This window comes from Mesorhizobium sp. Root695, assembly GCF_001428185.1.
In the GTDB taxonomy this organism is placed as follows: domain Bacteria; phylum Pseudomonadota; class Alphaproteobacteria; order Rhizobiales; family Rhizobiaceae; genus Mesorhizobium.
Window position 1 is genome coordinate 53,256 of sequence record NZ_LMHO01000003.1, and the last position, 20,487, is coordinate 73,742.

The window sequence follows — 20,487 nt, forward strand, 5'->3', positions numbered from 1 at the left end:
GCTAGATGGACTCCTTCCGCGACAAGCTCATTCCGGTGACCTCAATCCTCGCTGGGGTGGTTGTGCTCTGGTATGTCTTCGCCGTCATCCTCAACACGCCGTTCCAGCGCGATCTCGACCGCCGCGCTGGTGAAACACATACCTTGAGCGAATTCATCGGCAAGACGCTGGCGCAGCCGAAGCCGACGCTGCCGGCTCCGCATCAGGTGGCGGTGAACTTCTTCGAGAACACCTTCCTGCGGCCCGTCACCTCGAACCGCAGCCTCGTCTACAATGCCTGGGTGACGCTGTCGTCGACGCTGCTCGGCTTTGCTTTCGGCACAGCGCTCGGCATCATCATTGCTGTCGGCATCGTGCATGTGGCGACGCTCGACCGCAGCCTGATGCCGTGGATCATCGCTTCGCAGACCATTCCGATCCTGGCGGTGGCGCCGATGATCATCGTCGTGCTGGCCGCGGTCGGTATCACCGGCCTGGTCCCGAAGGCGATGATCTCGACCTATCTGTCATTCTTTCCGGTGACGGTGGGCATGGTGAAGGGCCTGCGTTCGCCCGAGATCATGCATCTCGACCTGATGCACACCTACAATGCTAGTGGTGCGCAGACCTTCTGGAAGCTGCGCGTGCCGGCCTCGGTGCCATTCCTGTTCACGTCAATGAAAGTGGCGGTGGCGGCAAGCCTGGTCGGTGCAATCGTCGGCGAACTGCCGACAGGTGCGGTCGCCGGCATCGGCGCCAAGCTGTTGGCCGGCGCCTATTACAGCCAGTCCATTGACATCTGGTCGGCGCTGGTCGCCGGTTCGGTGGTGGCCGCACTTCTGGTCATGGTGGTAGGCATTGCCGGGCGTATCGTCGACCGCGCCATGGGCGGGAGGCCGGCATGAACTGGCTGAAGCCCTCCTGGCAAGCAGCGCTGGCGATCATGCTGTGCCTGATCGCGGTGGCGCTCGGCCCGATCGGCGCGCCGAAAGTGGATCCACTGGCGCAGCCTGCAGGGACTTTGATATATCCCTATGTAGCGACGAACTGGCTGATCTTCGGCGTGCTGCTTCTCGCCGCTTTGATCTCGATGGCCAGAATACCGTCCATCGTCGAAGCCGTTGTGCTTTTCATCGGCGCGCATCTGGTGGCCTGGCTGCTGATTGGCGGCATCGCCGGCTTCGAAGGTCTGGCGCGGGCGCCGTTTTTCCTGCTGCTCGCCGCCGCCTGGCTGCTCGGCTGGCGTTGCGTGGCAGTGCTGTCGTCATCGCGTCCTTTCGCCAAATGGGCTCGCACCGCGCTGCGCCTGATCATCCCCGCCATCTTCGGTGCCTGGATCCTGATCATCTGGGAAGCGGTGACGCGGGGTGCCGGCATCCCTTTCATCCTGTTGCCGCCGCCAAGCGCCATCGGCGCGCGCATCGCCGGTTCGCTGCCGGTGCTCGGCGCCGATGTCCGCCAGACCATCTTCAAGGCGGTGATCTTCGGCTATGTCGTGGGCAGCGGCGCCGGTTTCATCACTGCCGTGCTCGCCGACCGGGTGCCGTTCCTGCGGCGCGGGCTCTTGCCGATCGGCAACATGGTCTCGGCGCTGCCGATCATCGGCGTCGCGCCGATCATGGTCATGTGGTTCGGTTTCGACTGGCAGTCCAAGGCGGCGGTGGTCATCATCATGACCTTCTTCCCGATGCTGGTGAACACGGTCGCCGGCCTGGCCGCCTCCGGCCATATGGAGCGCGATCTGATGCGCACCTACGCGTCTGGCTACTGGCAGACGCTGCTGAAGCTCAGGCTGCCGGCAGCCGCGCCCTTCATCTTCAACGCACTGAAGATCAACTCGACGCTGGCGCTGATCGGCGCCATCGTCGCCGAGTTCTTCGGCACGCCCGTCGTCGGCATGGGCTTCCGCATCTCGACCGAGGTCGGGCGGATGAACATCGACATGGTCTGGGCCGAAATCGCAGTTGCAGCACTTGCGGGTTCGGTCTTTTATGGCGTGGTCGCTCTTGCCGAAAGAGCCGTCACGTTTTGGCATCCCTCTGTCCGTGGTGGATAGGGGCGGTGGGTTTAAGGGCACTAACTTCAGAGGGTAAAAACATGAAAAGACTTGTTATTCCTGTTCTGGCCGGCGCGATGTCGCTTGCCGCTTTCCAGGCAATGGCCGCCGACAAGGTGACGTTGCAGCTGAAATGGGTCACGCAGGCCCAGTTTGCCGGCTACTATGTCGCCAAGGCCAAGGGTTTCTATGACGCCGAGGGTCTCGACGTCGACATCAAGCCGGGCGGTCCCGACATAGCGCCCGAGCAGGTGATCGCAGGCGGCGGCGCCGACGTCATCGTCGACTGGATGGGCGGTGCGCTGGCCGCCCGCGAAAAGGGCGTGCCGCTGGTCAACATCGCCCAGCCGTTCAAGAAGGCCGGCATGGAACTGGTCTGCCCGAAGGACGGACCGATCAAGACCGAAGCCGACTTCAAGGGCCACACGCTCGGCGTCTGGTTCTTCGGCAACGAGTATCCGTTCTACGCCTGGATGAACAAGCTCGGTCTCAAGACCGAGGGCGGCCCGGATGGCGTCACCGTGCTCAAGCAGAGCTTCGACGTGCAGCCGCTGATCCAGAAGCAGGCGGATTGCATTTCGGTTATGACCTACAACGAGTACTGGCAGCTGATCGACGCCGGCTACAAGCCGGAACAGCTGACCGTGTTCAACTACTCGGCGATGGGCAACGACCTGCTCGAGGACGGGCTCTATGCCTCGGAAGACAAGCTCAAGGATCCGGCCTTCGAAGACAAGATGGTGCGTTTCGTGCGTGCCTCGATGAAGGGCTGGAAATACGCCATCGACCACAATGACGAGGCCGCAGGCATCGTCATGGACGGCGGCGGCCAGGACGAGAACCACCAGAAGCGCATGATGAGCGAAGTCGCCAAGCTGATCGACAATGCCGATGGCAAGCTCGATCCGGCGACCTACGAGCGCACCGCCAAGGCGCTGCTCGACCAGAAGATCATCACCAAGGAGCCGACCGGCGCCTACACCACCACGATCACGGACAAGGCGGTCAAGTAAGCCTAGCCGGCAACATCTCGATCTCGAAACGGCGCCTCTGGCAAAAAAATGCTAGAGGCGCCGTTCCTTTATGGTGTTCATGACGAAGCTGGTCTCGATAGAGGCGACGCATTTCAGCCGCGCGATCTTTTCCTTGATGAAGCGCTCGTACTGCTCGAGGTTTCCCGTCACCACCTTCAGCACATAGTCGCGCGAACCGGTGACGAGGTGGCATTCCAGCACCTCTTCCCAGCCGCGGATCGCGTCCTCGAACATGACGATCTCGTCTTCGTTCTGGCGGCTGAGCCGGATGGTGGCGATGGCGACCATGCTCCAGCCGAAGGCGGCCGGATCGATCAGCGTGGTGTAGCCTCTGATAACACCGGTCTCCTCTAGCCGCCGCACCCGCCGCAGGCAGGGCGACGGCGACAGGCCGATCCGCTCGGCAAGCTCGTTGTTGGTGATGCGGGCGTCAGCCTGCAGTTCGCGCAGGATCTTGCGGTCGAAATCGTCGGCTATCTTCTGCTGCACTTTTGGTCTCTCCAGGCAGTTTGTTGCGGGAATGCATCCATGCGAGCCCAAGAATAGCAAGGACTGGCTGATCGAGATCGCATAAATTGCCGCGCAACACTCTTTCAAAAGCAGGAAAAGCCATGACCGCGCCACGCCCGTCGAAAACCCATATCGGCAACCACAAACTCCACCCGGAGACGCTGATGCTGAGCTATGGCTTCGATCCGCAGCTTTCGGAGGGCGCGGTCAAGCCACCGGTGTTCCTGACCTCGACCTTCGTGTTCAGATCGGCGGAAGAGGGCCGCGACTTCTTCGACTACACATCCGGCCGCAAGGAGCCGCCGAGCGGCACGGCGTCCGGCCTGGTCTATTCGCGCTTCAACCATCCCAACAGCGAGATCGTCGAGGACCGGCTGGCGATCTATGAGGGGACGGATGCCTGCATCCTGTTTTCATCAGGCATGTCGGCAATCGCCACGACCCTGCTCGCCTATGCCCGCCCAGGCGACGTCATCCTGCATTCGCAGCCCCTCTATGGCGGCACGGAGACGCTTTTGACGCGCACGCTTGCTGGTTTCGGCATCGGCGCTGTTGGCTTCGTGGACGGCGTCGACGAGACGGCGGTGCGTACGGCCGCCGACGCGGCCGTTGCGAAGGGCCGCGTTTCGGTCATCCTGATCGAGACGCCGTCAAATCCGACCAACAGCCTGGTCGACATCGGATTGATGCGCAAGATCGCCGATGAGATCGGTGCGAGCCAAGGGTCGACGCCGATCGTCGTCTGCGACAACACGCTGCTCGGCCCGGTGTTCCAGCGGCCGATCGAACACGGCGCCGACGTGTCCGTCTATTCGCTGACCAAATATGTCGGTGGCCATTCCGACCTGATTGCGGGCGCCGCCATGGGCAGCAAGGCGGTTACCAAGCCGATCAAGGCGCTGCGCGGCGCGATTGGCACGCAGCTCGACCCGCATTCCTGCTGGATGCTTGGGCGCTCGCTGGAGACGCTGTCGATCCGCATGGAGCGCGCCAACGATAATGCGCGCCTGGTCGCCGAATTCCTGCGCGATCATGCCAAGGTCGAGAAGGTGCATTACCTGCCGTTCCTGGGCGAGGACACGCCGGCGGGCCGCGCCTACAGAGCGCAATGCACCGGTGCCGGCTCGACCTTCTCCTTTGATATCAAGGGCGGGGAGAAGGCAGCTTTCGCCTTTCTCAACAACCTGCAGATATTCAAGCTGGCGGTGAGCCTGGGCGGAACGGAATCCTTGGCCAGCCACCCCGCAGCCATGACCCATTCGGGCATTCCCTTCGAGGTGCGCCAGCGCATCGGCGTGCTGGAGACCACGGTCAGGCTGTCCATCGGCGTCGAGCACCCGGACGATCTGATCGCCGACCTGACGCAGGCGCTGGCGACGGTCTGAACCGTCTCCGGGTCGTCCGCGGCTCCGCGGTTTGCACATAAGCGTTACCGGGCGGAGCCTTCTGCTCTCACAACCGTTGTGTCGGTGCATCCGCGCGCCGGGGAGCCGCGGAGGATGTTGCTCGTCAAACGGAGATTCTCATGCGTATCCAATCCTTGGCACCAATGCTTTTGGCACTTGCCATCTCGGCGTCCTTCGTCATGGCTTCATCGGCCCTGGCCGAGACGGTGAAGCTGACGGCAACGCTCGACGGCGGTCAGCAGAACCCGCCGGTGACCACGAAAGGCAAGGGGACGGCCGCTCTCACCTTCGACACGGTCAAGAAGAAGCTCAGCTGGAACGTCAAATATTCCGGGCTGAGCGGGCCGGCCACAGCAGGACACATTCACGGCCCAGCCGCGATTGGTGAGAACGCCGGGGTGGCGATCCCGTTCAAGGGCAAGCTCAAGAGCCCGATCAAGGGTTCGGCTGTCCTGACCGACGCGCAGGCCGCCGACCTGATGGCCGGCAAGGACTATGTCAACGTGCATACGGCGGCCAACAAGGACGGCGAAATCCGTGGCCAGATCGAGGCGGCGAAATAGCGCAAGCCGCGTTGACAGAAAGGGGCGGGCGACTGCCCCTTTTTTGTAACTACGCCTTGTCGCGTATCTGGGTCATCGTCTTGCTCGGCGTGATCGCTTCGGGGTCGAGCCGGATTTCGACGATCGCCGGCTTGCCGCTGGCGCGGGCGCGTTCGAAGGCCGCAGCGAAATCCGCTGTCTTCTCGACCGTTTCGCCATGGCCGCCATAGGCGCGGGCGAGGGCCGCGAAATCGGGGTTCCTGAGATCGGTGGCGACGACGCGACCGGGATATTCGCGCTCCTGATGCATGCGGATGGTGCCGTAGATCCCATTGTTGACGACAACGACCACGATCGGCAGGTCATATTGCACGGCAGTGGCGAATTCCTGCCCGTTCATCAGGAAGCAGCCGTCGCCGGCGAAGGCAACCACGGTGCGATCCGGAAACAGCTCTTTGGCGGCGACTGCCGCAGGCGTGCCATAGCCCATCGAGCCTGACGTCGGCGCTGCCTGCGTGGCGAAGCGGCGGAAGCGGTGGAAGCGATGCACCCAGGTGGCGTAATTGCCGGCGCCGTTGGTGAGGATGGTGTCGTCGGGCAGCATTTTTTCCAGGTAGTTCATGATCGGCCCCATCTGGACCGAGCCGGGGCCGCTTTCCGGCGGTGTCGACCAGTCGAGATAGGCGGCATGCAGCTTTGGCGTCTCGGCTGCCCAAGTCGGCGCCGAGGCTGGCTTGCGCCTGGCGAAAGCTTCGACAAAGGCAGACGGCGAGGCGTTGATCGCCAATGCCGGCCGGTAGACGCGGCCGAGTTCGCCGGCGTCGGCATGGACATGCACCAGCGTCTGGTCGGGATAGGGGCTTTTCAGCAGCGTGTAGTCCGAGGAGGGCATTTCGCCCATGCGGCCGCCGACCAGCAGCACGAGATCGGCCTGCTTGATCGCTATCGCCAGCTTCGGGTTGATGCCGATGCCGACATCGCCGGCATAGTTCGGATGCAGATGATCGAACAGCATCTGGCGGCGGAAGGAGCAGCCGACCGGCAGCGACCACGCCTCGGCGATCGTGCGCATCCGCGCCACCGCCTCGGCGTCCCAGCGCGTGCCGCCAAGGATGACGAACGGCCGCTTGGCCTTGGCCAGCAGCTTTTCCAGCGCATTAAGCTCGGTTTCGCCCGGCCGGGTTTCGACCGGTGTGTGCGGCAAGGCGATGGGCGCTTCGACGACACTGGTCAGCATGTCTTCCGGCAGCGAGATGACCACCGGGCCGGGGCGGCCCGATGTCGCCACCGCGAAGGCGCGGGTGACGAATTCCGGGATGCGCGAGGCATCGTCGATCTCGACCACCCATTTGGCGATGTCACCGAAGAACCTTTTGTAGTCCACTTCCTGGAAAGCCTCACGCTCCTTGGCGTGGCTGGCGACCTGGCCGATGAACAGGATGACGGGTATCGAATCCTGCATGGCGATGTGGATACCGGCCGAGGCGTTGGTGGCGCCGGGGCCGCGGGTGACGAAGCAGATGCCGGGCTTGCCGGTCAGGCGGCCGTGGCAGTCGGCCATCATGGCGGCACCGCCTTCCTGGCGGCAGACGATGGTGCGGATCGCTGAATCGTGCAGCGCGTCGAGCACCGCCAGATAGGATTCACCGGGCACGCAATAGATGCGGTCGGTGCCGTTGGCTTCGAGCGCGTCGACGATCAGTTGTCCGCCGGTCTTCATTGTCCAGACTTCTCCAGTTCGGCAAGGATTTCTTGCGTGTGCTCGCCCAGGCGCGGCGAGGGGCGCTCATAGACCAGCGGCGTGCCGGACATGACCATCGGCGCACGCACCGAAGGCAGAAGATTGCCATGGCCGTCGTCGAGATCGAGCCGCATGCCGCGCGCGATGGTCTGCGGGTCAGCGAACATCTGGCCGATGGTGTTGATCGGGCTCGCCGGCACGCCGGCCGCTTCCAGCTTCGCCAGCAACGGGTCGCGATCAAAAACCTTCAGCGCCTCGATCATGTGCTCGCGCAGCTTGACCCGGTTGGCGACCCGGGCCGGATTGGTGGCAAAGTCGGGGTTGGTCGACAGTTCATCCAGCCCGACGGCAGCGCAGAATTTGGCGAACTGGCCGTCATTGCCGACAGCCAGGATGATGTGGCCATCCCGGACTGGCACCACCTCGTAAGGGGCGATGTTCATATGCGCATTGCCCATCTGCACCGGCGATTTGCCGGAGACGAGATAGTTGAGGTTCTGGTTGCCGAGGGCCGAGATCTGGGTGTCGAAAAGCGCCATGTCGATGTGCTGGCCGTCGCCGGTCTGTTCGGCGTGGCGCAGTGCGGCCTGGATGGCGATGACCGAATAGAGGCCGGTGAAGATGTCGGAGATGGCAACGCCGGCCTTTTGCGGCTCACGACCGACCTCGCCGGTGATCGACATCATGCCGGCCATGGCCTGGATGATGAAGTCGTAGCCGGCGCGTGGCGCGTAGGGGCCGTCCTGACCAAAGCCGGTGATCGAGCAATAGACGAGGCGCGGGTTGATCTTGCGCAGGCTGTCATAGTCGAGGCCGTATTTCTTCAGGCCGCCGAGCTTGAAGTTCTCGATCAGCACGTCCGAAGTCGCGACCAGCCGGCGCACTGTCTCGGCGCCTTCCGGTGTCGAGAAATCGATGGCGATGGAGCGCTTGCCACGATTGCAGGAATGGTAATAGGCGGCCGACAGGTTCTCGCCGTCCTGGCCCATGACGAAGGGCGGGCCCCATTTGCGGGTGTCGTCGCCGCCATCGGGGCTCTCGACCTTGATGACATCGGCGCCGAGATCGGCAAGCAACTGCCCGGCCCATGGTCCGGCAAGGATGCGGGCGAGTTCGACGACGCGGACGCCTTTCAGCGGGGGCTCAGCCATAGATCACCGTGGTTGCCGCAATCACCTTGATTGCTGCGAAAGCAGAGCCTCTATCAAGCCCTGCAACGGCTGTCACGGCTCTTGCGATGGGCCAATCCCTTCAACCTTTCAGCACGCCGTCGGCCCAAGCCGCGAAATCGCCCATGATGATGTCGCGATTCACCTCGTTCAGGCTTTCGTGGCGGGTGTCTGCGTAAACCTTTGAAACCAGATTCGAAAAGCCCATCTTGCGCATGCGATTGGCAAGATGGGTGATGCCTTTGCCATAGTCGGAAGCCGGATCCCTTTCGCCGCCAACGATGCTGACGGGGAGGTCGCGCCGGATGGCGGCAAAGCCGGCATCTTTGCCGCCGTTGAGCGCCATGCCGACGACGTCGCGCCACATCGATACCGAAGCATCCCAGCCGCAGAGCGGATCGGCGATGTATTTCGCCACTTCCGCCTCGTCGCGTGACAGCCAGTCGAATAGTGTGCGGTGGTTGGGCACCGCCTTGCCCCAGGCCTGGAAGGTGAGCTTCGGCAGCAGGTGCGATGGCACGTCGGAGCCGAGCCGCATCCGTTCCCAGGCAAGGATGCCCAGCGCCAGCTGTCCGAGCAGGCCTTGGGAGAAATTGCCGTTCCAGATCGCGGCGGCATGAACGCGCGGCGAGTGGCGCAACAGGTAGTTCAGCGCCACGGAAGCACCCATCGAATGGCCAAAAAGGATGACGGGCAGGTTCGGCTGTTCGCTGGCGATCAGACCGTGGATGGCGTCGACATCGTCGATCACCTTGGCGGAGCCGTCCCTGTCGGCGAACCTGCCGAGCGGCGCGTCGGGGGCCTTGGTCGCGCCATGGCCGCGATGATCGTGGACATAGACGTGGAAGCCGCGTGAGCCAAGAAAATCGGCGAAGCGGGCATAGCGCGCGGCGTGCTCAGCCAGGCCGTGATTGATCTGGACAACGGCACGTGGCCGGCCATCGGCTTGCCTGATGAAAAGATTGAGATCGGCACCGGTCGGCGAGGCAACCACGCGCTGCTGGCTGAATGACATGCCGCTCGGTCTCCAGGCTCTGGCCGCCGCCGTGGCGCCGGCCTTGTTTGCGCCGGCGCCGGTTTTGCGTCAATCCGCCTGCCTGCTTTTCGCAGACGATGTTTCTTGCGTTTGGCCAGCAAAATATCGCAATTCTGACATGGAGACAGCTTCAGTCTGTCGCCCACTTCTTCAACCGGGGATCTTCCATGCGCATTGGTGTCGTTTTCGGATTGGCCATGTTGGCGGCGTCGCTGGCTGGTGCGGCGCGTGCCGACGTCAAGATGAGCGGCACTTTCGTTGCCGACGCTGCCTGTCCGGCGACGCAAGCCATCAAGAACGGCAAGAACCCCGGCAATGTCTCGACCGATGCCGGGCAGGGCTACCAGCTGCTTGCCGGCAACAAGGATGCGCCGACGCACTACCTCATCCTGGTGCCGGGCGCCGATCCGGAGCGCCGCTGGGTGAAGGTCACCTGCGGCCATGTTTCTGGCAGCAGCGCGGCGACGGTGCCGGTCGCACCGGGCGGGCAAGGCAAGCCGGCGGCATCGGGAAAACCCGAATATGTCTTCGCGCTGAGCTGGCAGCCGGCCTTCTGCGAGACCAAGTCGAGCAAGACGGAATGCAAGGCGCAGAGTGCTGGTGATTTCGACGCCACGCATTTCACCTTGCACGGCCTCTGGCCGCAGCCAAGCGGCAATTTCTATTGCCAAGCGACGGCGAGCGACAAGGCCAACGACAATCCGGCCCACTGGAAGGACCTGCCGCCGATCAACCTGGACGCCAACACCCGCACGGAACTCGATCAGGTGATGCCGGGGACAGCTTCCAAGCTCGAACGGCATGAATGGATCAAGCACGGCACCTGCTATGGCAAGAGCCAGCAGGACTATTTCTCCGATGCGCTCAACCTGATGCGCGCGGTGAACAGCTCGCCGGTGCGCGATCTCTTTGCCAAGAACATCGGCGGCAAGCTGACGGCGGACCAGATTCGCGGCGCCTTCGACACTGCCTTCGGGGCGGGCGCAGGCGACCGCGTGCGCGTTTCCTGCGTCATCGATCCGTCGAGCGGCAGGCGGCTGATCGGCGAACTGACGCTCGGCCTTGCCGGCCCGATCGGCCCCAACAGCTCGCTCAAGGATCTGTTGCTGGCTTCGGTGCCGACCAACAAGGCCGGCTGCCCGACCGGCACCGTCGATGCGATAGGCTTCCAGTAAGTACAGGGTAGGTAAGCGCAGGCGGGACGCAGACAACTGGACTGTCGCGCCGACAGGCGTTCGTCGGCAGAAGAAATCCTAGAACAGACTTAAATCCGCGCGGGCTTGGTCCACACAACGGCTGCGTCGGCTTCGTGGCCGCCCGGCTCGCCGACGACGCGATCGCGCCCGGTCGATTTCGCCTTGTAGAGGCGCTGGTCGGCAAGCGCGAACAGGTCGGCAAGGCAGCGCGTCGTTTCGCTGACGCTGGAAACGCCGGCGCTGACGGTCAGCTCGAACCGGCTGGTGGCGGCCGAGCCCTTGACCGCGGAGCGGATGCTCTCGCCAAACAGCCTGGCGACCGGGTGCGGACGCGAACTGAGGATGGCGAATTCCTCGCCGCCGATGCGGAACACCTGGTCCTCGGCGCGTGCCGCTTCGCCAAGCAGGGCCGCAACCGCTTTCAGCACCTTGTCGCCCTCGGCATGGCCGAAACGGTCGTTGATCGACTTGAAATGGTCGACATCGATGATCAGCAGGCTGAGCGGCTTGGCGGTGCGCAGGCTGACCTGGACGGCGGCTTCACCGTCGCTGTCGAAGCGACCCCGGTGCAGCAGGCCGGTCAGGCCGTCGCGGCCGACATGTTCGACCAGCGCTTCGTAGCGTTCGCGATAGGTCAGCGTATCGAAGATATCGGTCAGCCCGCGCGGCGCCGCGATCTGGCGCTCCTCGAACCATTTGAGATAGGCCACGAGCATGGTGCTGAAGGTCAGCGCCGCCGCCATCTTGGCGACCCAGCCGCCGAAAAAGACCGCTATCGGCGCGCCGGCAACGAAATGCAGCGCGGTGAAGAAACCGGCCTGGTCGAAGGTCAGCACGCAAGCGACCGAGATCAGGATGCGCGCGAACTGTGCCTTGCGCAGGTAACGCCCGAGCTTTTCGTAGAGCAAAATGATCAGAATGGCGTCGACGAATAGTAGCGTCGTGCCCCACACCATCAGCCAGCCCATCTGGTCGATGAAGCCGATGTCGGGGAGCCTGCCGTCGGGAAGTGCCGCGATGACGTGCAGTCGCAGCACCAGCACCAGCCCGATCATCAGCGCATTGCCGAGCAGCAGGCCGTAGATCGGCTGACGCACGGTGGCGGCGTCCTCCTTCATATAGAGCAACAACAGCATGACCAGCTTACCGGAAAACAGCACCGCCGAGCCCGGCGAGACCATGCCGAACGGCAAGGCGACGTAAAAGACGCTGGCGAGATAGGTTTCGAGAAAGTGCATGACGCCGAGCGCGCAGACGAAGACGCCGAGGCCAATGCGCTTCCTGAAGCGGAAAAGCGTCACCATGACGCTGAAGTAGACGACCGCTTCGGCAAGGAGCAGGAAACTGTTCAGCAATGCCGTCGATCCGATCTTTCTCCTGAAATCGCGACAAATCAGCGATTCCACCTCGAACCTGTTTTGACGCGGAAGGGTTAACCGGAGCTTTCAGCGCGCCCGGTAAGCATGGAAAACCTCAGCGCTTGGCGGACACTTCCGCGTGTGAGCGGCCAGATGCGGCAAAAGCGATTGCCGTTCGCCGCCGCATCGCCTACATAGCGGCCAACCTCCATTCAATTCGACAAAATCCAGTCAGTTTTTTCAGGGAAAGCGCGCGTGGCACGCCAGTTCATCTATCACATGGCCGGCCTCAACAAGGCCTATGGCACCAAGAAGGTGCTCGAGAACATTCATCTGTCCTTCTATCCGGACGCCAAGATCGGCATCCTCGGCCCCAACGGCTCGGGCAAGTCGACGATCCTCAAGATCATGGCCGGGCTCGACAAGGAGTGGAACGGCGAGGCGTGGCTCGCCGAAGGCGCCACAGTCGGCTACCTGGCGCAGGAGCCGGCGCTCGATCCGAACAAGACCGTGTTCGAAAACATCATGGAAGGCGTTGCCGCCAAGACCGCCATCATCGAACGCTACAACGAACTGATGATGAACTACTCCGACGAGACGGCCGACGAGTCGTCCAAGCTCCAGGACGAGATGGACAGGCTGAACCTGTGGGATCTCGAACAGCAGGTCGAGATGGCGATGGAAGCGCTGGGCTGCCCGCCCAAGGATTCGGAAGTAACCAAACTTTCGGGCGGCGAGCGTCGTCGCGTCGCGCTTTGCCAGCTCTTGCTGCGCCAACCCGACCTTTTGCTGCTAGACGAACCGACCAACCATCTCGACGCCGAGACCACGGCGTGGCTGGAAAAGCATCTGCGTGCCTATCCGGGCGCCGTGATGATCATCACCCACGATCGCTACTTCCTCGACAATGTCACCGGCTGGATCCTCGAACTCGATCGCGGTCGCGGCATTCCCTACGAGGGCAACTACACCAAGTACCTCGAAGCCAAGGCCAAGCGCCTGAAGCAGGAAGGCCGCGAGGACGATGCCCGCCAGCGTGCCATCGGCCGCGAGCGCGAATGGATCCAGTCGAGCCCCAAGGCTCGCCAGACCAAATCCAAGGCGCGTATCCAGGCGTTCCAGGACCTTTTGGACGCAGCCGACAAGCGGCGTCCGAGCGATACCCAGATCGTCATTCCGCATGGCGAGCGGCTCGGGAACGTGGTGATCGAGGCCGAAGGCCTGTCGAAAGGCTTTGGAGACACGCTGCTGATCGACAATCTGTCGTTCAAGCTGCCGCCCGGCGGCATCGTCGGCGTGATCGGCCCGAACGGCGCCGGCAAGACGACGCTGTTTCGTATGATCACCGGCCAGGAAAAACCCGATGCAGGCACGGTCCGCGTCGGCGAAACCGTGAAACTCGGCTATGTCGACCAGAGCCGCGATACGCTCGATCCGTCAAAGACGGTTTGGGAAGAGATTTCCGGCGGCGCCGAAGTGGTCAAGCTCGGCAAGTTCGAGGCCAATACGCGCGCCTATTGCGCGTCGTTCAACTTCCGTGGCGGCGACCAGCAGCAGAAGGTCGGCAACCTCTCCGGCGGCCAGCGCAACCGAGTGCATCTGGCCAAGATGTTGAAGACCGGCGGCAATGTGCTGCTCCTCGACGAACCGACCAACGATCTCGATACGGAAACGCTGGCCGCACTCGAAGACGCATTGGAAAACTTCGGCGGTTGCGCCGTCATCATCTCGCACGATCGCATGTTTCTCGACCGTCTGGCGACGCACATCCTCGCCTTCGAGGGCGACAGCCATGTCGAATGGTTCGAGGGCAATTTCGAGGATTACGAGCAGGACAAGATCCGCCGGCTCGGACCCGATGCCGTCAACCCGCACCGCATGACCTACAAGAGGCTGACGCGGTAAGGGGTTTTCCGGGCGGCGAATTCTCAAGAAGACATGAGGAGCTCATATGGCTGATTGGTCCGCCGCCCAATATCTGAAATTCGAGGATGAGCGCACGCGACCCGCGCGGGACCTGGTGGCGCAGGTCCCCGTCGACTTCCCGCGCCGGGTCGTCGACATCGGCTGCGGGCCGGGCAACTCGACCGAGCTGCTTGTCGAGCGCTGGCCGGATGCTGAGGTGAGGGGCTTCGACACCTCACCCGACATGATCGAGAAGGCGAGGGCGCGTCTGCCCGACGTCAACTTTGACCTGGCCGATGCCTCCAAATGGCAGCCGGCGGAGCCGGTCGACGTGATCTTCGCCAATGCGGTGTTCCAGTGGCTGCCCGAACATCCCGCGGTCTTCCAGCGGCTGATGGGCTTCCTCGCCCCAGGAGGCGCGCTGGCCGTCCAGATGCCCGACAATATGGGCGAGGACTCCCACCGCCTGATGCGGGAAACCGCCGCCGAAATGCCATTTGCCGAAAAGCTCAAGGGCGCGGCGCGCGGGCCGTTGCCGCCAGTGTCGCTCTACTATGACCTCCTGTCGCCGCTCAGCGATCGGCTGGACATCTGGCACGCCGTCTACAACCATCCGCTTGCCGACGCGCAGGCGATCGTCGAATGGGTGAAGTCGACGGGCCTGAAGCCTTTTGTCGACCCGCTCGATGCGAACGAGAAGACACTGTTCCTCGACAGCTACACGGCCAAGATCGCCAGGGCTTATCCGAAGACGGCGGGCGGCAAGGTGCTTTTGCGCTTTCCGCGCATCTTCATTGTCGCCAAACGGGCCTGATTAGCCACGTTGCACGACGCCCGTTGCGGCCGCTTGACCGGGTTTCGCCGCCATGCGCATTTCATCTCGATGGGATCACAATGCCCGCGTGGCAGGGGTGGATAATGGCACTGAAAAAGATGCTTTTCGGCAGTAGCGTTTGTGCGGCGGCACTTCTGGCGTTCTCGATCTCGGCTGAGGCCAAGCGAGCGCGCTGCTTCACCAGCGACGACGGCTATTTTGCATGCAGCTACAGGGCGATCGATGATGCGGGCAGCTTCCGCATCTCGGCGCCGGGCTATCCGACCTATGTGCTGGAGATCGACGGGCCGGGCTTTGCCTATGGGTATGTTAATCTCGGCCGCCGCAATGTGCCGCTGCCGGGGCAGTTCGTGCGCAGCCGCGACGACGGCGCCTGCTGGAACAACCCGCAGACCAACACCAAGCTCTGCGCCTGGTGAAATCAGGCTTAAGTCGGCGTAAACCGCCGCGGTGAGAAAAGTGTTGCGCCGGAGCGTTCCGGCGCCCACATGAAGCCCGCAACGCCTGCGGATGGGACGGACTGGATATATGCATCGCGTCATCATCAGCGGCCTCGGCGTTGAAATCCCTGAAGCCAAGATCACCAATGAAGAGCTGGTCGCCAGCTTCAATGCCTGGGTCGACACGGAGAATGCGCGCCGCCTGGGCACCGACGAGCCGCCGTTGTCGAAATCGGATAGCGACTTCATCGTCCACGCCTCGGGCGTGCGCACCCGCCATGTGATCGAACGCGAGGGCATTCTCGATCCGACCCGGATGGCGCCGCGCATTCCGGCACGGCCTGACGATGCGCTGTCGCTCGAAGCCGAGTTCGGCATCGCCTCGGCCAAAAAGGCTCTCGACCATGCCGGGCTGAAGCCGTCCGATATCGACCTGGTGATCTGTTCGGCTTCGCATCACCAGCGGCCCTATCCAGCAATCGCCATCGAAATGCAGGAGGCTCTGGGGACAAAGGGCGCCGGCTTCGACATGGGGCTCGGCTGTTCTTCGGCGGCGGCAGCCCTGCACATCGCCGTCAACTTAGTGCGGTCGGGCGCGCACAAACGCATTCTGGTGACGACGCCGGAGATCATCACCGGCCATCTCAATTTCCGCGACCGGCAAACGCATTTCATCTTCGGCGACGCCTCGGTGTCGATGGTGGTCGAAGGCCTGGCCAAAGGCGACAAGCGGCCGGGGCGCTTCGAGGTGCTCGACACGCGCGTCTGGACGCAGATGTCGAACAACATCCGCACCAATCTGGGCTACCATACCCGCACCGCCCAGGATGATCCCTATATGATCAATCTGGAAGGCAATCTGATCAAGCAGGTTGGCAACAAGGTGTTCAAGGAAGTCACAGTCGCCGGGCAAAAATTCATCGTCGAATTCCTGGCCGAGCACGGGCTGACGCCGCAGGCGATCAGGCGCTTCTGGCTGCATCAGGCCAATGCGCGCATGAATGCGATGATCCTGAAACTGTCGTTCGGCCACGAGGTCGACCACGATCGCGCGCCGATGGTGCTGGAGCGGCTGGGCAACACGGCGGGCGCCGGCGCCATCGTCGCGCTGTCGGAAAACCACGCCGACATGAAACCCGGCGATTTCGGCCTGATCTGCGCCTTTGGCGCGGGGTATTCGATAGGCGGCGCGCTGTTGCGGATGCTTTGAGCTTGCCGTGTCAGGCTGGCGCGAATGGCACCAGCATGGGCACGCGAGCGGCATAATCATCATAGGCAGGGCCGAGTTCGACGCGCAGGAAGCTTTCCTCGAGCCTCGCTTTGACGACGATGCCGATGATCAGCAGCGCTGTCCCCGCTAAACCCCAGATCGTGCCCTTTGCCGACATGGTGGCGAGGATTGCCAACAGCAATCCGGTGTAGATCGGATGGCGGACGAGCCCGTACGGGCCGGTGTCGACGACACGGTGCCCGGCCTTGGCGGTGATGGTGCCCGACCACAGTCTGCCGAGATGCAGGCGCGCCCACCAGGCAAAGGCGATGCCGATGGCAATCAGGGCGACACAAATCCAGGCTTCGGGGAGGTTGGGCATCCACAGCCTAAGTCGGCCTTCATAGCCACGCGCAGGAATGAACAGCAGCACCGCGCCGACCAGCCAGAGAACGCGATAGCGGGCCTCCGCCCTGAATCCGGCGCGCTTCCGGGCAGGGTCGGACCATAGGGCGGCTGCGGCCCAGCTCGCCGCCCAGATCAACCAAAGCAACGTGATTGCCGTCACGGGTCGCACGATCAGCTCCGCAAACTGTCTGGACGCCACCATGAAACCGGCACCGCGCGGCGACAATGCGGCGCGAAATCGATGACAGGTAAGAAAAGCGTGATCGCGATCCTATCGGTGGTGTTGATCGGACGATCAGCACTTTCGACTGGACGCCGCGAAGCCCGCCCGGCTAACTCGCTGGATGACGAATGGAAAGAACGCCATGCTGGATCTATTCCCCGAGGCTGAAAAGCCGGCCGAAATCATCCCCGCGCGAAAGCTTGCCGCCAAAGCTGCAGCGCTTTACGTGGCGCCGGCGGATCATTTTCAGACGCGCCCGGTGGACGAATTGCGGCTGGGTTTCGACGGCATATCAGGCGATTTCCATGCCGGACCGACACGGCGGTCGGGTGGGCGCGAGCCCTGGTATCCGCGCGGCACCGAAATGCGCAACGAACGGCAACTGTCGATCGTGGCGGCGGACGAGCTGGCGGTTGTCGCCGAACGCATGGGTCTCACCGAGATCAAGCCGGAATGGATCGGCGCCAATGTGGTGATCGAAGGCGTGCCGAACCTCTCTATGCTGCCGGCTGGGACGCTGCTGTTCTTCAAGGGCGGCGTCACCATCAAGATCGACGCGCAGAACGGACCTTGCCGCATCGCCGGCCGGTCGATCGCCGAGAATGCCGGAATGGCCGACGTAGAAGCCGGCGCGCTGTTGTTCCCCAAAATGGCGAAGCGGCTGCGTGGCGTCGTGGCCTGGGTCGAGAAACCGGGAGCGATCAAGGCCGGCGAGGAGATGTCGGTGCGGGTCCCGGAGCAGTGGATTTACACGGCATAGCCGCGCGGGTTCGCACCGTTCAGTACACCAAAGGCGGGGCCAAGCCGCCTTTTGAGGCGGCGTGGCAAAGCCGCCAAGCGTTAGCCCTTGCGGTTTTTCTTGGCGCCCTGCGCCAAGATGGAAACGTGATCCCATTTTTCCCAGGTGGCGATGCGGTTGGCGTATTCCTGTTTGATCATTGGCAGGCCGCCGTCGCCGAAGAACACCCGGAGCGGCGGTTCGGCGGCATCGACAATGGCCAGCATCGCAGGACCGGTGGCCTCGGGATCGCCGGCGACCGAATTGGCGCGGCGCTCGGCCATCTTGGCGCGGGCAGGCGCATAGGCCTCGATCGGTTGGGAGACCTTGGCCGACGGGCCGGCCCAGTCGGTGGAGAAGCCACCGGGTTCGACCAGCGTCACATGGATGCCGAATTCGGCGACCTCGATACTAAGCGACTGGCTGAAGGCTTCCAGCGCCCATTTCGAGGCGTGGTAGAGGCCGAGCGAGGCAAAGGCGTTGACGCCGCCGATCGACGAGATCTGGATGATGTGGCCGGACCGCTGCGCCCGCATGATCGGCAGGGCGGCCTGGGTGACCCACAGCGCGCCGAAGACGTTGGTTTCGATCTGGTCGCGGGCTTCCCGTTCGCTGACCTCTTCGATCGCGCCGAAATGGCCGTAGCCGGCATTGTTGATGACGACGTCGAGCCGGCCAAAGCGCTTGTGCGCTTCGGCGACCGCGGCATCGACTGCCCTCTTGTCGGTAACGTCGAGCTTTATCGTGGCGACGTTATCGCCATATTTCTCGACGAGATCGGCGAGCGTGCCGGCGTCGCGGGCGGTCGCCGCGACGCGGTCGCCACGCGCCAATGCGGCCTCGGCCCAGACGCGGCCAAAGCCCTTCGACGATCCGGTGATGAACCAAACCTTGTTTGTCATGATGTGGAGTCCTTGCCCCTGCGGGCGTGATTTCGGGTGAAAGCGGAGGCTTCTCCGTTTTTTGGCATATACGGCTTAACCCGTTATTTTCCAGAGGCCAGGGGAAATCTTTTTGAACAAGACGCCCCTTGATCAGGGGTAATTCACCTGAGACGACCATGCCGGGTCGTCGTGCTTTTGCCAATAGAGCGCCTTCAGGCGGCTGGTGATCGGCCCGACCTTGCCGTCGGCGACCGGGGCGCCATCGATGACCGTGACCGGCATGATGCCGCCCGCGGTCGAGGTGATGAAAACCTCGACTGCCTCGCGCAATGCGGCGATGCTGACATCGGTAGCCGTGGCGGCAAGACCTGTCTCGGCGCACAGGTCGAAGACGGTGCGCCTTGTGATGCCGGGCAGCACGCCGATGGAAGGCGTCGACAGTTTGCCGTCCTTGACGCAGAAGACATTGAAGCCTGGACCTTCGGCGACGTTGCCGTTGAAGTCGAGAATTAACGCGGTCTCGGCGCCGCGGTCATAGGCATCGTAGAGGCCGCGCACCAGATCGAGCCAGTGGTAGTTCTTGATCGCCGGGTCGATCGAGGCCGGCGGAATGCGTACCTTGTCGCTGATGGCGACATGCAGACCGCGCTGCAACTGCTCGGCATTGGCGACCGAGCCGAACGGCACGGCGAACGCCATGAAGCGGTTGACCGCCTGGCGCGGGTCGCGGCTGAAGGTCGGGGAGGCGCCGCGCGTGCACAGCATTTCCACATAGGCGGCGCGATGACCCGACAGCGCCACGCAATTGTGCAGGATTTCGGTCACGCCGTCGCGGTCGAAGGGGATCTTCATGCGCAGCTTTTCCAACCCGCCGAAGAAGCGATCGAGATGCAAATCGAGGCGGAAGAAGCGGCCATTCCAGACATGCACGGTGTCGTAAGTGGCGTCGGAATGCAGAAAACCCCAATCCAGCACTGAGATCTTGGCCTGCGACATCGGCAGGTACTGACCGTCGAGGAAAGCGATCCCCTCGGGGTAGAAGTGCGGGTCGACATGGCGGTCGCCAACCACGGGCGGTTGCCTCTCGTCCTGTGTCGCCATCGTTTGGCTCATCGGAAGCCTCCTGTCGCACAAGGCGAGGTCAGCAGGCTATCCGCGTTGGGCAGAAGACATAGAGCCACCCGCCCGGTGCTGTTCGGCCTCCATGGCGATCTCGCCGATACATGGATTGGAATTGCCTTACAATCGCGAGCTCTGAACGGGAGGGGAAGATGGGCAGGCTTGGGGCCGTCACAGCAGCCATGATGATGTTCGCTGCCGCGGGCGAAGCCAGCGCCCAGTGCGCGCGCGAAGGCGAGGACTTGTGCCAGGGCGGCCAGACTTATCGCTGCGAGAAAACCGGCAGCGAATTGACACCGATCTTCCAGAACCTGCCTTGCGCGGTGAATGTGCCGTCGCTGAGCGGCACCTGGGTCGGCAATGGCCACCAGAGCCCGGCGGGTGACGCCGGGGCCGACTGGCCGATCGCCATGACGATCAACGATGGCGGTGCGTCGATCGACTATCCGTCGCTCGGCTGCGGCGGATCGCTGTCGCAGACATCCAGGGACGACTCGTCAGCGGAATACCACGAGAGCATCACCTACGGTCAGGACAAGTGCATCGACGGCGGCAACATCACCGTCCGGTTTTTCAAGGGAGATCTGTCCTGGACCTGGGTCGGCCAGGCCGACGGCCAGCCCTACAATGCCGTCGCCGTGCTGACGCGGAAGTGACC

The 20,487-nt window shown here is 63.2% G+C and carries 20 protein-coding genes; 12 read left to right on the forward strand and 8 right to left on the reverse strand.

Annotated elements, in window-relative coordinates; translation table 11 throughout:
• The first annotated feature begins 5 nt into the window (after positions 1-5).
• The 3 genes from ASD99_RS04400 to ASD99_RS04410 are packed head-to-tail and all read left to right on the forward strand — an operon-like array spanning position 6 to position 3,048.
• The gene (locus ASD99_RS04400; RefSeq protein WP_056582821.1) at positions 6-884 is read left to right on the forward strand and encodes an ABC transporter permease; all 879 of its coding nucleotides are present in this window, start codon (positions 6-8) and stop codon (positions 882-884) included.
• A complete protein-coding gene (locus ASD99_RS04405) occupies positions 881-2,035 on the forward strand; it encodes an ABC transporter permease (RefSeq protein ID WP_057142865.1) in 1,155 nt (384 codons plus the stop codon). The genes ASD99_RS04400 and ASD99_RS04405 overlap by 4 nt, the downstream gene beginning before the upstream one ends.
• Positions 2,036-2,076: 41 nt before the next feature.
• Positions 2,077-3,048, forward strand: coding sequence for an ABC transporter substrate-binding protein (locus ASD99_RS04410; protein WP_056582824.1), 972 nt, complete (start codon positions 2,077-2,079; stop codon positions 3,046-3,048).
• A gap of 51 nt (positions 3,049-3,099) precedes the next feature.
• Here ASD99_RS04410 and ASD99_RS04415 read toward each other — a convergent pair whose 3' ends face one another.
• The gene (locus ASD99_RS04415) at positions 3,100-3,558 is read right to left on the reverse strand and encodes an Lrp/AsnC family transcriptional regulator (protein ID WP_056582826.1); all 459 of its coding nucleotides are present in this window, start codon (positions 3,556-3,558) and stop codon (positions 3,100-3,102) included.
• A gap of 122 nt (positions 3,559-3,680) precedes the next feature.
• Here ASD99_RS04415 and ASD99_RS04420 point away from each other — a divergent pair, with 122 nt between their 5' ends.
• Positions 3,681-4,964, forward strand: coding sequence for a cystathionine gamma-synthase family protein (locus tag ASD99_RS04420; RefSeq protein ID WP_057142866.1), 1,284 nt, complete (start codon positions 3,681-3,683; stop codon positions 4,962-4,964).
• A gap of 140 nt (positions 4,965-5,104) precedes the next feature.
• Positions 5,105-5,548 (forward strand): CHRD domain-containing protein, encoded by a 444-nt coding sequence (locus ASD99_RS04425; RefSeq protein ID WP_057142867.1) that lies wholly within the window; start codon positions 5,105-5,107, stop codon positions 5,546-5,548.
• 49 nt (positions 5,549-5,597) lie between these two features.
• Here ASD99_RS04425 and ASD99_RS04430 read toward each other — a convergent pair whose 3' ends face one another.
• From ASD99_RS04430 to ASD99_RS04440, 3 genes are all read right to left on the reverse strand, one after another.
• Entirely contained in the window at positions 5,598-7,247 is a 1,650-nt protein-coding gene (locus ASD99_RS04430; RefSeq protein ID WP_057142868.1) for a thiamine pyrophosphate-binding protein, read from the reverse strand.
• Entirely contained in the window at positions 7,244-8,419 is a 1,176-nt protein-coding gene (locus ASD99_RS04435) for a CaiB/BaiF CoA transferase family protein (protein ID WP_057142869.1), read from the reverse strand. The genes ASD99_RS04430 and ASD99_RS04435 overlap by 4 nt, the downstream gene beginning before the upstream one ends.
• A 100-nt stretch (positions 8,420-8,519) precedes the next feature.
• On the reverse strand, positions 8,520-9,452 hold the full coding sequence (locus tag ASD99_RS04440) for an alpha/beta fold hydrolase (protein WP_057142870.1): 933 nt from the start codon (positions 9,450-9,452) through the stop codon (positions 8,520-8,522).
• 188 nt (positions 9,453-9,640) lie between these two features.
• Between ASD99_RS04440 and ASD99_RS04445 the strand changes: the two genes are divergently transcribed.
• Entirely contained in the window at positions 9,641-10,648 is a 1,008-nt protein-coding gene (locus ASD99_RS04445) for a ribonuclease T2 family protein (protein ID WP_056583082.1), read from the forward strand.
• 89 nt (positions 10,649-10,737) lie between these two features.
• On the opposite strand, the gene ASD99_RS04450 is transcribed toward ASD99_RS04445, so the two are convergent.
• The gene (locus tag ASD99_RS04450) at positions 10,738-12,024 is read right to left on the reverse strand and encodes a sensor domain-containing diguanylate cyclase (protein ID WP_082583161.1); all 1,287 of its coding nucleotides are present in this window, start codon (positions 12,022-12,024) and stop codon (positions 10,738-10,740) included.
• A 258-nt stretch (positions 12,025-12,282) separates the two neighbouring features.
• On the opposite strand from ASD99_RS04450, the gene ettA reads away from it, so the two are divergent.
• From ettA to ASD99_RS04470, 4 genes are all read left to right on the forward strand, one after another.
• Positions 12,283-13,932, forward strand: coding sequence for an energy-dependent translational throttle protein EttA (ettA, locus tag ASD99_RS04455; RefSeq protein WP_056582837.1), 1,650 nt, complete (start codon positions 12,283-12,285; stop codon positions 13,930-13,932).
• A 46-nt stretch (positions 13,933-13,978) separates the two neighbouring features.
• Complete coding sequence (tam, locus tag ASD99_RS04460; protein ID WP_057142871.1) at positions 13,979-14,746, forward strand: trans-aconitate 2-methyltransferase; 768 nt, start codon at positions 13,979-13,981, stop codon at positions 14,744-14,746.
• A gap of 104 nt (positions 14,747-14,850) precedes the next feature.
• Positions 14,851-15,186: a hypothetical protein gene (locus ASD99_RS04465; RefSeq protein ID WP_056582842.1), complete on the forward strand. Its 336-nt coding sequence runs from the start codon at positions 14,851-14,853 to the stop codon at positions 15,184-15,186.
• Between the two features lie 109 nt (positions 15,187-15,295).
• Positions 15,296-16,417 (forward strand): beta-ketoacyl-ACP synthase III, encoded by a 1,122-nt coding sequence (locus tag ASD99_RS04470; RefSeq protein WP_056582844.1) that lies wholly within the window; start codon positions 15,296-15,298, stop codon positions 16,415-16,417.
• Between the two features lie 10 nt (positions 16,418-16,427).
• On the opposite strand, the gene ASD99_RS04475 is transcribed toward ASD99_RS04470, so the two are convergent.
• The gene (locus ASD99_RS04475; protein WP_244482753.1) at positions 16,428-17,027 is read right to left on the reverse strand and encodes a methyltransferase family protein; all 600 of its coding nucleotides are present in this window, start codon (positions 17,025-17,027) and stop codon (positions 16,428-16,430) included.
• Between the two features lie 163 nt (positions 17,028-17,190).
• On the opposite strand from ASD99_RS04475, the gene ASD99_RS04480 reads away from it, so the two are divergent.
• On the forward strand, positions 17,191-17,808 hold the full coding sequence (locus tag ASD99_RS04480; protein ID WP_057142872.1) for an MOSC domain-containing protein: 618 nt from the start codon (positions 17,191-17,193) through the stop codon (positions 17,806-17,808).
• Positions 17,809-17,888: 80 nt separating this feature from the next.
• Here ASD99_RS04480 and ASD99_RS04485 read toward each other — a convergent pair whose 3' ends face one another.
• Positions 17,889-18,728, reverse strand: a complete 840-nt coding sequence (locus tag ASD99_RS04485; RefSeq protein ID WP_057142873.1) for an SDR family oxidoreductase — start codon at positions 18,726-18,728, stop codon at positions 17,889-17,891.
• Between the two features lie 132 nt (positions 18,729-18,860).
• The gene (locus tag ASD99_RS04490) at positions 18,861-19,823 is read right to left on the reverse strand and encodes a D-amino acid aminotransferase (RefSeq protein ID WP_057142874.1); all 963 of its coding nucleotides are present in this window, start codon (positions 19,821-19,823) and stop codon (positions 18,861-18,863) included.
• Positions 19,824-19,981: 158 nt separating this feature from the next.
• Between ASD99_RS04490 and ASD99_RS04495 the strand changes: the two genes are divergently transcribed.
• Positions 19,982-20,485: a hypothetical protein gene (locus ASD99_RS04495; protein WP_056582852.1), complete on the forward strand. Its 504-nt coding sequence runs from the start codon at positions 19,982-19,984 to the stop codon at positions 20,483-20,485.
• The last annotated feature ends 2 nt before the right edge of the window (positions 20,486-20,487 follow it).